Below are 14,181 nucleotides of genomic sequence, written 5' to 3' on the forward strand. Positions count from 1 at the left end.
TATGGAATGCCGGGAAATATATAGACAATAAAAGCAAAAATAAAAAAGCTTCAGATCAGCGAGGTTATCTACTGGTCTGAAGCTTTTTCAGTTATCTGTAAACCAAAATTGGAATTCTTCCAAAGAGTAGGTGATGTCCAAGTTTCGTTTTCCTAAAATTTCGCCATCTGCATGTACATATTCCGGTACAGTGGAAATAATTCTGAATTTGCTGGACTGATAGTGATGAAGGTGCTTGGAATTCATATGCTTTTGACGAATCAGTAAAAAAATCAGCCAAAAGATTTTAAAAATGTTAATTCGTTCTACTAATACCAAATCAAGAACTGGTTTTTTGGGATCTGCAGTTGGTGCAATGGCCACCCCTCCGCCAAAATAGGGATGGTTAGTTACTGTACATAAAAAGGCTTTACTGTATTCCAGAGTTTGGCCGTTAATATCGATAAGAATCGGAAAGCCTTTTTGAGTAAATAAAACTTTTAGAATTGAAAAAAGATAGGAAAAAGATCCCATGTTAAATTTATTCAATGTTTGTTTTGTTGCAGAATCATTGGCTGCCTGAACGATTGCCGCATCAAGACCTACTCCGATATTATTTACTGCAAGTCCTTTTTCATCTTGAACTTTTTCTGAATATTTCATGACCTGAATTTTTTGCGGCTGATCAGCCCGTAATAATTGAGAGAGTGCCTTTTCTATTTGTCGGTTAATTCCTGCCCCTCTGGCAAAATCATTGCCTGAACCGCAAGGCAGATAGGCGATAGGGATGGCAGGATTGATCTCATACAATGCGTTTACAGTACAGTGAAGTGTTCCATCTCCGCCCATTACAACCAACAGGGGAAAAGGCTTATCACCGCTTTCTTTCATTGACTCTTCCCATGGGATCAGAATCTTTTCGGCTAATTCCTGTACAATTATTTTTTCATGACCTGCATATTCAGTATAATAAAGGCTGTGCTTTATATTAAATAGTTTTAGTTGTTTTTTTAATTTTGCTGCAGCTTTTTGGCCGTTTCCGCTGCCTGCATGTGTGTTGATAATCAGATATAAATGCTTTTCCATAATTGCCTCCTTCCCCAAAAGTTTATTATAGCAGACTAGTGAAAGATTGAAAGCAGAAGTTGCTCAATGTTATACTGGGAAAAGCTGAAAGGAGGAGAAGAAGTGCCTGATATACAATTAATGAAAATCTCAGAAAATGATTTCTCAGACTATTATCGACTGGTTTCGGATGAAAAAGTAATGGCTCAAATTACTGAGCGGGCTATTCCAAAAACTGAAGCAATGAAGAACTTCCAAAAAGTACTTAGCCGAAATTCAAGGCTGGTAAATTTAGGTTCTTTTAAAGTAGTTCATAGTGAAACGAAGGACTTTTTAGGTTGGGTCCATGTCACTTGTGAGGAAGGAAATACAGAAAAAGCAGAAATTGGTTATATGTTTTTACCTCAATACTGGGGACAGGGATATGGGAGGGAGGCAGTGAAGCAGCTGCTGGCTTTGGCAGAGGCTTCTCCGTTAAAAGAACTGACTGCCATGATTGCTCCCGACAACCATGCCTCAAGAAAACTATTGACAAACAACGGCTTTCAATCTGTTTTTCTTGGGATGATGGACGGTCTGAATACGGAGATATTAGATAAGATAATTAAATGAGTGATAGGAATAGCAAATAAAAGGAAGAGGAAGCCATCAATATTCGTAATGCAGTATGGGAAGAACATGTAGTTGCAGGTGAACTATCAGCTGAATTCCCTCCTCTTTTTTGTGAGCGCATAGTTATAAAATCAGTTTGTTGTATCAGCTGTTTTCTCCAATATCTCCTTTACAATTTCATCTGGATTTCTGTGTTCATTGATAATTTTTTCAGAGATATCGGTCTGGCAGAAAGCCTCCAGAATTTTATCAACAGCTAATTTTCCCCATTCTAAATTTGCTGGATTATCTTTTTCCCGAACTTCAAGTCGACGAATGAGCTCTTTTTTTGAGACATCCAGTTGAAAATGTTCCATTCTGATTCCGGATTTTTTCAACCCGCCAATAACTTCACTAAAATAATCTTCTCTGTACAATGTCATGGGGACAATAATATCACCATCATATTCTGTCGCCAGCTTAAGGAGCAGATGAAGATTCCACTGCCGCCACTCGGGATAATCCTGAAAATCATCCAGCTGAATTTCTCGTGGAAGATTTTTCATAAAGAAAATACCGATGTTTTCCGGATCGTAAATGCAAGATTTTTTGATTGCTTTGTTAAGCAGTTCTGCAATCGTTGTTTTTCCGGAACCGAAGGCACCGTTTATCCAAATAATCATGTGTTTTTCCTTTCTTTGTCTGATTGTTGAGTTTGTGATGACAAAGCCATCACAAAAAGTATACCACTTTACCTATAGTGCTTGATGATGGTATATCATTAACCGAAAATCCTATGTTTAAACAGAACTTTTTTCAGCCTAACTTTCTATGGCTCCTTTATATCGTTTGCATTATAGTGTATAATACAAGCAGTATAAAGGAGCGAGTAACAATGGATGAACTAATGAACTATTTACCTTATTTGGCACCTTATCTGGTTGTTTCCTTAACGCTGAGTATTGTTGCTCTGATACATGTTATCAAGCATCGGAATTATCGGTTTGGGAATGTCTGGATCTGGAGTATTCTGGTATTATTTTTCCAAATTATCGGTCCGATTGCATACTTTCTGATTGGAAAAGGAGAAGAGTGATGAATATTCTGGAAGTAAAAAGTATTCAAAAGGATTTTGGTAAAGATCAGGTGTTGAAAGATGTCAGCATTCAAGTTCCTGAGCACGAAATCTATGGCTTTGTGGGAGAGAATGGGGCTGGGAAAACTACAACAATGAATATTATTTTAGGTTTACTTCCTGCAACATCGGGAGAAGTGGTTGTTTGTGGGCAGAAAGTTGTTTATAACAATCAGGCAACTAATAGAGAAATTGGTTATTTACCGGATGTCCCAGCCTTTTACTCTTTCTATTCTGCAACAGAGTATTTAAAGCTGGTAGGTCAATTGACAGGAATAAAAAAAGAGGAGCTGGACAATCGAGTAGAGGAGCTTTTAAATCTGGTAAATTTGAACAGCGGAAAACGAAGAATCAGCAATTTTTCTCGAGGAATGAAACAACGGCTTGGTTTGGCACAGGCCTTGCTGAATCGTCCAAAACTGATTATTTGTGATGAACCCACTTCAGCTCTGGACCCGTTGGGCAGAAAAGAGGTTTTAGATCTAATGGTATCTCTAAAAAAAGAAACAACCATATTGTTTTCCAGTCATATTCTTGAAGATGTGGAAAAAGTCAGTGATCAGATTGCCATTCTTCATAAAGGCGAAATTCAGTGTTCAGGAAGTTTGGAAGAGATTAAGAAGAGCTATCATACCAATGGTTTTATTATTGATTTTGAGAACAGCAGCAACAAAAAACAGTTTTATGAATCGTTTATTGACCATTTCAGAATAGAAGGAGAAGAGGTTTTAACTGTGTACACGGAAAATATCTCCGAAGCCGGCAGAATATTTATGGATTATTTTGCAGCTAATGCCATCATTCCCAAACTCTTTCAGCAGCTGGAACCTTCGCTGGAAGCAATTTTTATGGAGGTGACCAAAAGATGAGCTGCCTAATTTTAGTAAAGAAAGAAGCTGTCGATGCTTTCCGTACGTATCGGTTTTTCATTATGGGTATTATTTTTCTTCTTTTTGGATTGTTAAGCCCGGCACTCGCCAAACTGCTTCCTGAATTGATTAAATCATTGGGAACAGGAGACACAGCGCTGCTCATTGAACTGCCAACACCAACCGTTGCGGACAGCTGGCTGCAGTTTTTTAAGAATCACAGCCAGATGACGTTAATTATTTTTGTTATTACCTTTGGAAATTCTTTAGGTAAGGAACTGACTAACGGTACTTTGATTTTTTTGGTAACAAAAGGAATCAGCAGGAATGCTGCGATGCTGGCAAAGGTAATATATCAAGCCTGTCTTTGGTTTCTTGGACTGGCAGTATCCTTTATGGTTAATTATGTCTATAATATCGTGCTGTTCCCGGGAGAAAATCAACCGATGTCAACGCTGCTGTTCTATTTGTTCCAGCTATGGCTGTTTGGTCTGCTGTTTATTTTGATCAGTAATTTAGGTCAGGTTTTATTGCCAAAAACATTAGGCGGCTTACTTTCAGGATTTCTTGCGCTGATTCTATTATTTGTTATGAACATTTCTTCAGAGCTGGCAAAAATTAACCCCATGCGACTGATGGATGTCAGTGCAGAAGGTATAAATGCAGGTATCCAATTCAGTCAGGTACAGGGGGCGCTTTTAGTCACATTGGCTATTTGCATTCTTGTAACAACAGCAGCGTTATTTCGCTTTAAACAGATTCCAATCTACTAAAATAGTCTGTATGAAATACTTTTATAGCACATCATTTTATAAACGGACAGTTGAAAAAAATCAACTGTCTTTTCCTTTATAAAGCTTTATTTATCAGCATGCTTGAGATTCGAGCTTGCTAATTTTAAGAATTGCAAGTAAGATTAGCTTGTTATTTATCTGTTTATTCTTTAAGTTTGAATTGAGAGGGGAACTAAGAAATGTCACTGGGAAAACAATTAAAAAGTCATCGTGAGCAGCTGAGGTTGACTCAACAGGAAGTTGCTGATCAGCTTCATGTATCAAGACAGACGATTTCTAATTGGGAGGTTGGCAGGAATTATTCGGATATTCCTACAATCATTCAAATCAGCGACTATTACGAACTTTCTTTGGATGTACTACTTAAAGGAGATGAGTACTTGATGAAAAAAATGAATGAAGATGCTGCAGCATTACAGAGATTAAAAACAAAGAAGCGATTGGATACGGTGTTGATCGGAATAATTCTGCTGCTCGTATTTCTGGGTATTCTGGATCAGCTTCATTTTTCTGCTGCGTGGATTCCGGTTATTCTTATTGGGGTGCTTTATGTTCTGACAACAGCAAGATATTTTATTGTGATTCCGAAGGACAGTTTAAACAGCGGCTGGCATTCACCTCTGGTTGTACCAAAAAGTTTGGGTGTCGGCTGGGCGCTTAATCCTAGAAATCCAATAGGGCTGTTTTTGTATGCAGTAATTTTTGCTGCGATCATGTGGGCGGTTATTTCCAGCTGGTCTGACAGAAGCTTTCTGCCGGGACAATAAATAAAAAAGGTTTATCCACAGAAATTGACTGGATAAATCTTTTTTTTACTCAAAATCAAAAAATAATGGATGAGAAAAATTTAGCTGTTTTTTTCTGCTGATAAAAAAGTATTTTCTGCTGTTTGTTTTATGGTATATTAATGGCATCTAAAGAGATGAGCAGGCGGGTGACAGTAATGCAGGAAGAAAAGAAAAAATTATTGGCAAAGATTGCGTATCTTTATTATGTAGAAGAAAAGACACAGAATGAAATTTCAAAGGAACTGAACATCTATCGAACAACGATTAGCCGAATGTTAAAGCTGGCTCAGACAGAAGGAATTGTAAAGATACAAATCGAAGGGATAAATTCAGAGATTTTTTCTTTGGAACAGTATGTGAAACGAAAATATCAATTAAAGCAGCTTGAGCTGGTTCCAATGGAGCAAGGAGATACGAATGAAGAAAAGGATAGACGGTTGTCTCAGGCAGCAGGCTATTTTATTAAGAGGAATATCGAAGCGAATACGATAATTGGTGTTTCCTGGGGAGCCACATTAGGGAATGCAATCAGCTGTATTGAGAACAGACGCGTTGAAAATACCACAGTTGTTCCGATTGTCGGAGGACCAAGTCATATCAATTCGCAGTTTCATGTCAATACACTTGTCTATGAGCTGGCTAGAAAATTTAACGGTAAAAGTGTTTTTGTAAATGCTACAGTTGTTCAGGAAACAAAAAAACTGAAAAATGGAATTTTTGAGTCAAAATATTTTGAAGAGTTGAAAGCCTATTGGCAGCACTTGGATACGGCTATTGTCGGCATCGGCGGACCGCTTAGCTTAAAAAAAAGTCAGTGGAGGGATTTACTGACAGAAGAGGATATTGAAGAGTTGAAACTTAGAGAGGCGATTGGGGATTGCTGCTGCCGCTTTTTTGATCGAGATGGGAAAATTCTGACCGGAAGTCTTTATGAACGCACGATTGGTTTGGATCTAACAGAGCTTGCAAAAGTTCCAAATGCAATAGGAATTGCCAGAGGGAAAGCCAAGGCAAGGGCTATTTTGGCGATGCTAAAGAGAGGATATATTCACTCTTTGGTGACAGATCAGGAAACCATACTCGAAGTTTTGCGTTTTGATAAAGATACAGCATTTTTGAGCGATTAAATGAAGTGTGTTTGAGCAGTCTAAGAACGAATACTGAAATGGAAATGAAGAATTAGCCAGAGCAACAATTTTTCAAGAAATATTACTGCAGTTGCCACACAGTTTGAACGAGTCTGAGGGAATGAGCACGAATTATCTGACTCACAGCAAAAACGGCTGTTTAACGTTGAATTAGCTGGCAGTATTCAAATCATCATAAATATCTATTGGAACAATGTGAGCCATAATGAAAGAGCCTGGGATATAAGTTCTAAAAGCCAAAAAAGAAAGAATCATTACCTGTAGAAAAAACAGGCTGATTCTTTCTTTTTTTCTATTGTTCTCTTTCTTTAGAGTTGCTTCCCTTTGGGAAACTGTCAGTTTTCTTAAGTTAACTGTCAGTAAGGCAAGCCCAACTCATTCTTTACTTGCTCCTTTCCTCTGACTGAAAGACGTGTGAACCCCAAAATAGTTTTCAAAAATCCGAAGGCAGGTTTTACATCTATTTTTCTGCGACGATAAATGGCTCCAGTCTTTTCCTCTGAAAGTAACTGCTTCATTTGTCCTTTATAGGACAACCACTTTCGATTTTTTTGAATAACTCGAGCATGAGTTGATTTTGCTTTTGTACATTGGACGCGTACCGAACAATCCAGACAAGTTTCACATTGATAAAAACGGATAGTACGAGTAAATCCATATCGATCCCGACGAAGCCCTTGATTACGAAAAACGACGGTTCGTTGTTCCGGACACATATAAGAATCCAATGATTCATCATAGGGCCAGTTATCTGGATGAAATGGATTGTTTTTATACTTTTTCATACATTCCATAAGTAACTAAAGGGGTTCGCTTGAACTCCTCTGTGATTGTCTGATAATTTTCCTCACTACCTCCGGCAACAAGGTATAGTGGTAAATCGAAGAATCGTTCCTGTAAAGTGGTTAGAAAAGGGTGAAGTGTTCGAGTATCTATTGCGATCACCTAAAAGAGCATAGTGAGTAGCATATTTTTTTATTCGTTCCTGATGAGAGTGAAAGTGTTTGAGAAACAGTTTTGGTTCTTTTCTCAAGCTACGTAATTGTTTTCGTTTAGAGCCTGTCGGCTCTTGTTCAATCGCTATCGTCTGCTCATTTATCACTCGTTCGAGCTGTTGAACGATGTTGGTCACCTCTTTTTTCGTAAGCAGTTCTTCAGATTCTTTTCGGATCGCTGGGATGATTTCTTTTTCTAACAGGTTTTGATAAGAAGCCCGGGACTTTTCTTCCAACTGAGTCTGGTATTGCTCGACTGATTTTCGCCAAACAAAAGTAAACTTGTTGGCATGGACTTTAATTTTTGTCCCATCAATAAAAATTGCTTCCTGATCGATTAGTTGTTCAGAAATCAAGTGGTTTCTGAATTGAACAAAGCATTCTTTTAACAGTTCTTGAATGTCAGGATGAACACGGAAGCGATTGATGGTGTGCGATAGCTTGGGCGATATCCTTGAGCCAACGACATTATACGAAGACTGTCTTGAATAAGTGCTTCAATCTTTCATCCCGAGAAAACCGATTGTGTAAAGGCACAAAGAATGAGTTTCAGTATCATCTGTGGAGGATAAGAAGCGGCACCTTGTGTATGAGAGAAAGAGCCAAAGGCTTCTTCTGGAATGCTTTCAACCAGTTGATGAATAGCGAAAATAATATCTTGTTTATCCCAAGTTAGTTCCAAATTTAAAGGCAAAATGAGTTGATTTGTGTTATAATTTTTAAATATAAGAACACTCCTCTGATTTGATTGGGTAGGTACTTTCATTTTAGCAAGAGTGTTCTTTTTTTGATAGACAAAAATGGCAACAAATTCATTTTTCTGGATTCGTTGCCGTCTTCTATTTTTTACTTATGTCCCAGGCTCCGACCGTTACGGAGGTGCGTAACAAAGTGATGATATTAGGTTTTGATGGTAATTTGTGAACTCGACATAGTGAATGCAAATATTAATATTGTTTGTAAAAAAAATATTATATAGAAATAAAAAAACAATCGAAAAAAATCATTTTGTATGAGAAGTTACAAATTTATACTTGATTCTTTCTTCTATAATTATATATTGACAACAAATCAGACAATAGAATTGATAAGAAAGTAAATACAATGTAACTCTTAAATAAAGGCATGAAGTTATTATGAAAAAAAAGATATAATACTAAATAGCTTGAGCTTAAAAAAATGAGGAATCCCCCTCCTAATTTGTTGGAATATGACCATACTCGATAACCATATATTAAATAGGCGAGTGATCTTAGACCAATTACAAATTGTTTATTTGCCGAAAAAAAGAATAGTATTAACCCTAAAATTTCTCCAGCTATCAATACATATAACAAGGTTTAGTCCTCCTTTCCAACTTCAATTAAATGTTTGTTAATTATGACATACTCTTGATCAAATTCCATTTCTTCTGTAGTCTTATGCTCTACAAAAAATACCGTCATATTAGGGAACTGAGATTTTATCATTTTCATTATATTAACTGAGAGAAATATATCTATGTTTGAAAACACCTCATCCACTATCAACAATTTAGGATTTCTTGATAGTGCTCTAGCTATTCTGTATCTTTGTAGTTCCCCGTTACTAAAAGTCTTCGTTATTACAGAGTTCTTCATTAATAATCCTGCTTGAGGTCCATTAATTTTTTCACGCAAAGATACGATATCTAGGATTTTTAAAATTTCTTGCTGATTCATAATTTTATTGTTTAATTCATCTCCAATGGTTTCTAATGGAAATTGGTGTGAATTATCAACAAAAACAATATTTTCTTTCAAGTTTTCTTGATATAAACTTCTTACATTCAAGTTTTCTATATATATATTCCCTGAAAATCCACTATATAAATTTGATAGGGATTTCAAAAATAGACTTTTACCTGATCCATTTTCACCAGATATTTTTATAAAGTCTCCTTTTCTAAATGTTAGCGAAGGTATGTCAAGAAGTAGATCATTCTTAGAATATAGCTTGTAATTTAATATACTTAGAAGTTTCTCTGTATCATCATAATCTAGAGAATAGTGCCTATTATAGGATTCTAATTCCTCCAAAAAAGTTTGTATCCTATTTTCGTAAACTTCCGTAATCTTAATTGTTGATATTAATCCAATAATTGATGTTAATGGGGAAAATAATTGTACAGAATAGCTGTTAAAAGCTATTAACTCACCCAAAGTAAGTTCTCCTGAATTTATAAAGAAAACACCTAAAAATAGAGGTATAAAAGTTGCAAGAACTATAATTAAATTTGCTACTATATTCACAATATTTTGATAATTAATTAATTTTTCAGTGTTAGTTCCATTTTCATTTACATTATTTAAAAATATGTCGGTTTTTGGCTTGATATAATTAAAAATTTTTATAGGAATATAGTTAGTGGTTAAAGATAATAAGTTTTTAGTAATGCTTTCTTTGGAAAATTGACTTTTACCAACATATTTTTGTATTCTCTTTGTGTAAAAAAATGTCCATAATATATACACCGGAACAAAAAAAATTGTGATCAAAAATAATTTGGCATTTATTATTAATAAAATAATTATATAACCTAGGAAATATATCCCACTTGAAAAAAATATTTCTACAATTTGAAGATAATTCGAACATAATAATTCTGCATCACTACTAACAATTGTCTGCAGTTTATGAGGACTTACTTTAGGTATCCCAAAGTTGTTGATATAAGAATCATGGATTTTCAATTGTGTACTTATAAGAAATTTTTTAAAGAAACTAGCTTTAAATTTTGCTGATAACCTTCCAATAATTATTTGACTTAATATCAATATTCCAAATATAGAAATAATGAGAAGTAAGGAATCAAATTTTTGTTTTATAAAAACATCATCTATCAAATATCTAGAAAGGTAAGGGGTAGGAATAGCTAAAACTGCGTATAACACTATTACAAATGTTGTTATCAAAAAGATCTTTAAGTTATTTCTAATAAATACAAAGAACAGGTTCTTTTTCTTTTCTTTTAATTCAAAATTAATCACAATAAGCTTACCTCTAAAATATCTCTGTGATCTTCAAGTTCTTGAGAAAGTATAGTGGTATTTTTATTCTTAAACAAATTATAAAATGACTCAAATTGTTTTGAATTATCGAACTGCATTGAATAGTGATTTTTAGTTTCCATCAAATTATCCAACAGTTTAACAGAAGTAGTTATGCATGATTCAATTGAATACTCAAAATTTTCCAAAAAGCTGACATACTCTAAAGTATATATAGTTGGAATCATACTTCCCCAAATAATGACTCCAACCAACTGTTCATCCTTCAAAATGTGGAAATAATACCCTTTAATAGAATCAGGAAAACAGCGACCTATGGATAGTGAAGATAACAAGCTAGTGCTTGAACTTGGATTCTTGTAGTGCTCAATTGCTTCGATTTTTTCAATAAATTTTCTCAATTGTAAATAGTGTGAGTAAGGACTATTTACAACTAAGCAATTATCTTGCGTTAACAGTTCTATTTTCTGAAAAAATGGATTCGGATTATTAGAGAGTGCACCCATCTCTGTCAAAATTTGAACAACATGAATAACATCTGCCTGGATTGTTTCTCGTGAAATAGAAGGATATCTTACAGATTGAATTTCTATCATTTCTAAAATTGAAGTTTCTCCATTACAAAGGTTTAATATTTCAGTAAACTGCTTATTAATTAATTTTGTAGGAAATGTAGCTGAACCGACCTTTATAGTTTCCCCTCCATCAGGTTCAGACCTTCTATATACGAAAAAATTCTCAACAATCTTTGGTAGGAACTCTATTAAAGTATTCATATCATACTCTCCTTACACTTTCCTGAAAATTTTCGACTATATCGTATGTGCTGTTGACTATATTAAGGTCCCTGATTGCTTGCTGAGACAACTGCATATTTTGAATAGAATCAAATTTGTTAACTAAATCATCAATTATTTTACTATTCCAAATCCTATTCAAACCAGAATCCCAGTATTTCTGTAGTGGATATTTTTTTATATTTCCAAATGTAATAGGTAAATAAACTGAAGGAGTCAGGCTTCCATCAGATAGAATTGATATCATTTCTGTAAACGCCCCATCATCTTTTTTCTCATCTGTATAAAAAAAGAGATGTTCCAAGGGATCTCCCCAATCCAATTTTACGTTGCTCTTTCCTTCAATGTAATCTCGTTCTTTTATAAGTACCTGTCTCCTTAGAGTTCTATATTGCTCTTGAGAGGGTAAAATACTAATATTCTGATTTGCTCTACCAATTGGCATTAATTCCTGCAGACGCACTTCATTACAGTTAGTCTTTTCAGCAATGTGCATCACATGCTCAAAGTCATTTATATTCCAGGCTGTAGGAGAGAATGCTATGCCGGAATACAAATTATTATATTTTTTTAATAGTTCGAGTGCTTGTACAGCCTTTTTATACGCATGTGGATGCTGTCTAAGTTCATTGTGAGATTGTTCAGCTCCATCTAAACTAATTTGAATATTATTTATTCCAGCATTTACTAACTCATCTAGCAAATCTGATGTAAGATAAAAACCATTAGTCACCACGGAACAAGCTATATTATTTTTTGTAAATAGTTTTGTATATTTTTTCACTATATCCTTTCTTATCAATGTTTCCCCACCACAGAAACAGACATTGTAAGGTTTAATTTTTACAATATCGTTGAATAACTTTTCAAGCTCAATATCAGTCAATTCATCAGAAAAATTTCCTTCACCGCTACTATTATAGCAGTGTAAGCATTTTAAATTACATCGATTAGTTATATCTATGGTTATAGAAACCGGTCCTGAAGAAATCATTTATATCATCCTTTCATATCGTTACTATTTAAGATGGAGATGGATAGTATCTCACGTTCTCCCTTTACTCCTTCGCTATTAAAATTCATTGAAAGGAAATATTTTTTCCAGTATTTATAATACTTTTCATTAATATTTAAAATAACCTTACATTTGAAAATGTTTTTAATGAAATTCTGTTCTTTAGAAAAGTCTTTAAATAATTTTGATAGAAAACAATTATCTTTATTATTTATTTTTAGATAACTTAAATAAATTGATGATGTTTTATCTTTAGTAACGTGGAAGTTGACAACCTTGTTTATTTGTCCAAATTCATTTTTTTCTACATAAAATTCATCGAAAAAATTATATATACCATTTCTTACGCTAGTTTTTGAAGATAAATTTATCTTACTAAAATCATCGAAAAATTCTTTCTTAGTATATTTTTTATTATTGTTTTTAAAAAAATCTGAATAGCAATCAAATATTTCTAATAAATTTTCTTCATTTAAATGTTCTGTTCTTCTTTTCTTCATATTAAACTTCCTCCTTGATAAATTAAAAAGGAATTCTGTATAAGACAGTATTCCTTTTTGATTTTAGTTAGGTCTATGCATAGTTTGGTACTCCAGGAGGTGGCGAAACCCAAAGACCATAAGTTACCGCAACGACAAGAACTAATACTAGTAACAGGGCAGTTCCAGAAGTTGGAGCTACACCACTTCCGTTGTAGTTACTCATTTTTGGTGAAGAATACACATTCTCATTCATCCTTAATTCCATCCTTTCTTTTTTATTGTCAAGTCATTTATTTATGACTAACACTCAGTGTATATAAAGCACAATTATTTTTTGTATAAAATAATTGTTTATGAACAGTGAAATTTATTCATTACTTGAATATGTTAAAAAGATCACAATTAAAGAGTCACACATTACTACAATGATAAAAAATATAATATTTTACATTTAAATATTTACTTATCATTGTTTAACTACTTGTAATTTATTCTAACATTTTGAAAACCGTTTTACAATGCATTTTTTACAAAAAAATAAATTAAAACAACTTAATAGAGTTTTATCTATAAGACATAGTTAGTTTTCAAAAAATTCTCAATAAGAACAGATTCTTCGTTAAAACCACGCATACTGCGCGTGGATACTTATTTTGTTTGAAATTGGGTAAAATAGAAGTATGAAAGTGAATGTTCTTCAAGTTATCTTTTTTGATGACTATCATAATTGGGACAAATTCCAGGAGGAACATAACCGGAAAATTCGACCGATTATCAAAACAGAAGTGAACGAATTTTGTGAGTGTGGGGATATCAGAAAAGGCTATCGTTTATTCGTTTGTGAGGGAGGTCATCAAGTCAAGTTTGTACCGCTTCGATGTAAAGGCAAGTTCTATCCGACTTGTGCAACAGGCGAAAGTCGGACAGAAGTAGTGGCAAACGATCCGTTTGCGTTACGCATCGACAGGTGATTTTTACGATTAGTGTGCGCAAAAATGGGCGTCTAGTAGTCAAATATGCGAAAGATAACCACACTAAGGAATTCATGGGAACGGCAGCGTAAACTTTATATGTCTAACCTGTGGTGAGCACGAGGCAATCCCGAAGGATGTTGTGGAATTTCTAGATGATACCGATGTAGCTTTTGATACGTACAATCCACTGTAGTTTATCTGTGAACAATGTGACAGATAGATGTATCCAGGATACTACCAAAATGCTCTTAGAGTAGAATTTAGCATCAGTAATATTCAATAAATGTTAAATCATACAATCGAGTGAGTCTGGGACAATAGTCCGTCCTCAAAAAGAAAACACGCTCGATTTTGGCAATAATCATCAAAATCGAGCGTGTTCTTTCTTTTTTACGTGTCTTCCTCTCCATATATTTTCCCAATTTCCTCAAATTTAGTGCCATTAGTGCCAAGCCAATGTCAATCTTCGCCCCTTGTTTCCCTCGTAAGTGGAAACGATGGAACGCCAATTGAGCCTTTA

The 14,181-nt window shown here is 34.4% G+C and carries 12 protein-coding genes and 3 pseudogenes; 7 read left to right on the forward strand and 8 right to left on the reverse strand.

The window, feature by feature from the left end:
- Positions 1–87: 87 nt before the first annotated feature.
- Positions 88–1,065, reverse strand: a complete 978-nt coding sequence (locus LI951_RS13110) for a diacylglycerol/lipid kinase family protein (protein WP_229442478.1) — start codon at positions 1,063–1,065, stop codon at positions 88–90.
- A gap of 102 nt (positions 1,066–1,167) precedes the next feature.
- On the opposite strand from LI951_RS13110, the gene LI951_RS13115 reads away from it, so the two are divergent.
- Complete coding sequence (locus tag LI951_RS13115) at positions 1,168–1,656, forward strand: GNAT family N-acetyltransferase (RefSeq protein WP_229442479.1); 489 nt, start codon at positions 1,168–1,170, stop codon at positions 1,654–1,656.
- Positions 1,657–1,787: 131 nt separating this feature from the next.
- On the opposite strand, the gene LI951_RS13120 is transcribed toward LI951_RS13115, so the two are convergent.
- Positions 1,788–2,318: an AAA family ATPase gene (locus tag LI951_RS13120; RefSeq protein WP_229442480.1), complete on the reverse strand. Its 531-nt coding sequence runs from the start codon at positions 2,316–2,318 to the stop codon at positions 1,788–1,790.
- A gap of 212 nt (positions 2,319–2,530) precedes the next feature.
- On the opposite strand from LI951_RS13120, the gene LI951_RS13125 reads away from it, so the two are divergent.
- The 5 genes from LI951_RS13125 (at position 2,531) to LI951_RS13145 (ending at position 6,348) form a co-directional block, all read left to right on the forward strand.
- Entirely contained in the window at positions 2,531–2,731 is a 201-nt protein-coding gene (locus LI951_RS13125) for a PLDc N-terminal domain-containing protein (RefSeq protein WP_202067713.1), read from the forward strand.
- Complete coding sequence (locus LI951_RS13130) at positions 2,731–3,639, forward strand: ABC transporter ATP-binding protein (protein ID WP_229442481.1); 909 nt, start codon at positions 2,731–2,733, stop codon at positions 3,637–3,639. The genes LI951_RS13125 and LI951_RS13130 overlap by 1 nt, the downstream gene beginning before the upstream one ends.
- Positions 3,636–4,412, forward strand: a complete 777-nt coding sequence (locus LI951_RS13135; protein ID WP_229442482.1) for an ABC transporter permease — start codon at positions 3,636–3,638, stop codon at positions 4,410–4,412. The genes LI951_RS13130 and LI951_RS13135 overlap by 4 nt, the downstream gene beginning before the upstream one ends.
- Positions 4,413–4,612: 200 nt before the next feature.
- Positions 4,613–5,200: a helix-turn-helix transcriptional regulator gene (locus LI951_RS13140; RefSeq protein ID WP_229442483.1), complete on the forward strand. Its 588-nt coding sequence runs from the start codon at positions 4,613–4,615 to the stop codon at positions 5,198–5,200.
- A 176-nt stretch (positions 5,201–5,376) separates the two neighbouring features.
- The gene (locus LI951_RS13145) at positions 5,377–6,348 is read left to right on the forward strand and encodes a sugar-binding transcriptional regulator (protein ID WP_229442484.1); all 972 of its coding nucleotides are present in this window, start codon (positions 5,377–5,379) and stop codon (positions 6,346–6,348) included.
- A 354-nt stretch (positions 6,349–6,702) separates the two neighbouring features.
- On the opposite strand, the pseudogene LI951_RS15275 reads toward LI951_RS13145, so the two are convergent.
- The 5 genes and pseudogenes from LI951_RS15275 to LI951_RS13175 form a co-directional block, all read right to left on the reverse strand.
- Positions 6,703–8,091 (reverse strand): annotated as a pseudogene (locus LI951_RS15275) (transposase); the annotation flags it as partial.
- A 613-nt stretch (positions 8,092–8,704) separates the two neighbouring features.
- Positions 8,705–10,372, reverse strand: a complete 1,668-nt coding sequence (locus LI951_RS13160) for an ABC transporter transmembrane domain-containing protein (protein WP_229442487.1) — start codon at positions 10,370–10,372, stop codon at positions 8,705–8,707.
- Positions 10,369–11,169 carry a PqqD family protein gene (locus LI951_RS13165; protein ID WP_229442488.1) on the reverse strand — a complete coding sequence of 267 codons (801 nt, stop codon included), beginning with the start codon at positions 11,167–11,169 and terminating at the stop codon, positions 10,369–10,371. Before LI951_RS13165 ends, LI951_RS13160 begins: the two co-directional genes overlap by 4 nt.
- A 1-nt stretch (position 11,170) precedes the next feature.
- Entirely contained in the window at positions 11,171–12,184 is a 1,014-nt protein-coding gene (locus LI951_RS13170; RefSeq protein ID WP_229442489.1) for a radical SAM protein, read from the reverse strand.
- A gap of 5 nt (positions 12,185–12,189) precedes the next feature.
- Positions 12,190–12,705, reverse strand: a complete 516-nt coding sequence (locus tag LI951_RS13175) for a hypothetical protein (RefSeq protein ID WP_229442490.1) — start codon at positions 12,703–12,705, stop codon at positions 12,190–12,192.
- Positions 12,706–13,367: 662 nt separating this feature from the next.
- On the opposite strand from LI951_RS13175, the pseudogene LI951_RS13180 reads away from it, so the two are divergent.
- Positions 13,368–13,669, forward strand: a pseudogene (locus LI951_RS13180) (transposase zinc-binding domain-containing protein); the annotation flags it as partial.
- 258 nt (positions 13,670–13,927) lie between these two features.
- On the opposite strand, the pseudogene LI951_RS13185 reads toward LI951_RS13180, so the two are convergent.
- A pseudogene (locus LI951_RS13185) lies at positions 13,928–14,181 on the reverse strand (IS5/IS1182 family transposase); the annotation flags it as partial.

The organism is Enterococcus sp. BWT-B8 (assembly GCF_020567625.1).
Lineage (GTDB): Bacteria > Bacillota > Bacilli > Lactobacillales > Enterococcaceae > Enterococcus_L.

Bases quoted from the DNA above. Each gene is read 5' to 3' on its own strand.
- LI951_RS13110 (WP_229442478.1), bottom strand. From the start codon at position 1,065: ATGGAAAAGCATTTATATCTGATTATCAACACACATGCAGGCAGCGGA.
- LI951_RS13120 (WP_229442480.1), bottom strand. From the start codon at position 2,318: ATGATTATTTGGATAAACGGTGCCTTCGGTTCCGGAAAAACAACGATT.
- LI951_RS13125 (WP_202067713.1), top strand. From the start codon at position 2,531: ATGGATGAACTAATGAACTATTTACCTTATTTGGCACCTTATCTGGTT.
- LI951_RS13130 (WP_229442481.1), top strand. From the start codon at position 2,731: ATGAATATTCTGGAAGTAAAAAGTATTCAAAAGGATTTTGGTAAAGAT.
- LI951_RS13135 (WP_229442482.1), top strand. From the start codon at position 3,636: ATGAGCTGCCTAATTTTAGTAAAGAAAGAAGCTGTCGATGCTTTCCGT.
- LI951_RS13140 (WP_229442483.1), top strand. From the start codon at position 4,613: ATGTCACTGGGAAAACAATTAAAAAGTCATCGTGAGCAGCTGAGGTTG.
- LI951_RS13145 (WP_229442484.1), top strand. From the start codon at position 5,377: ATGCAGGAAGAAAAGAAAAAATTATTGGCAAAGATTGCGTATCTTTAT.
- LI951_RS13165 (WP_229442488.1), bottom strand. From the start codon at position 11,169: ATGAATACTTTAATAGAGTTCCTACCAAAGATTGTTGAGAATTTTTTC.
- LI951_RS13170 (WP_229442489.1), bottom strand. From the start codon at position 12,184: ATGATTTCTTCAGGACCGGTTTCTATAACCATAGATATAACTAATCGA.
- LI951_RS13175 (WP_229442490.1), bottom strand. From the start codon at position 12,705: ATGAAGAAAAGAAGAACAGAACATTTAAATGAAGAAAATTTATTAGAA.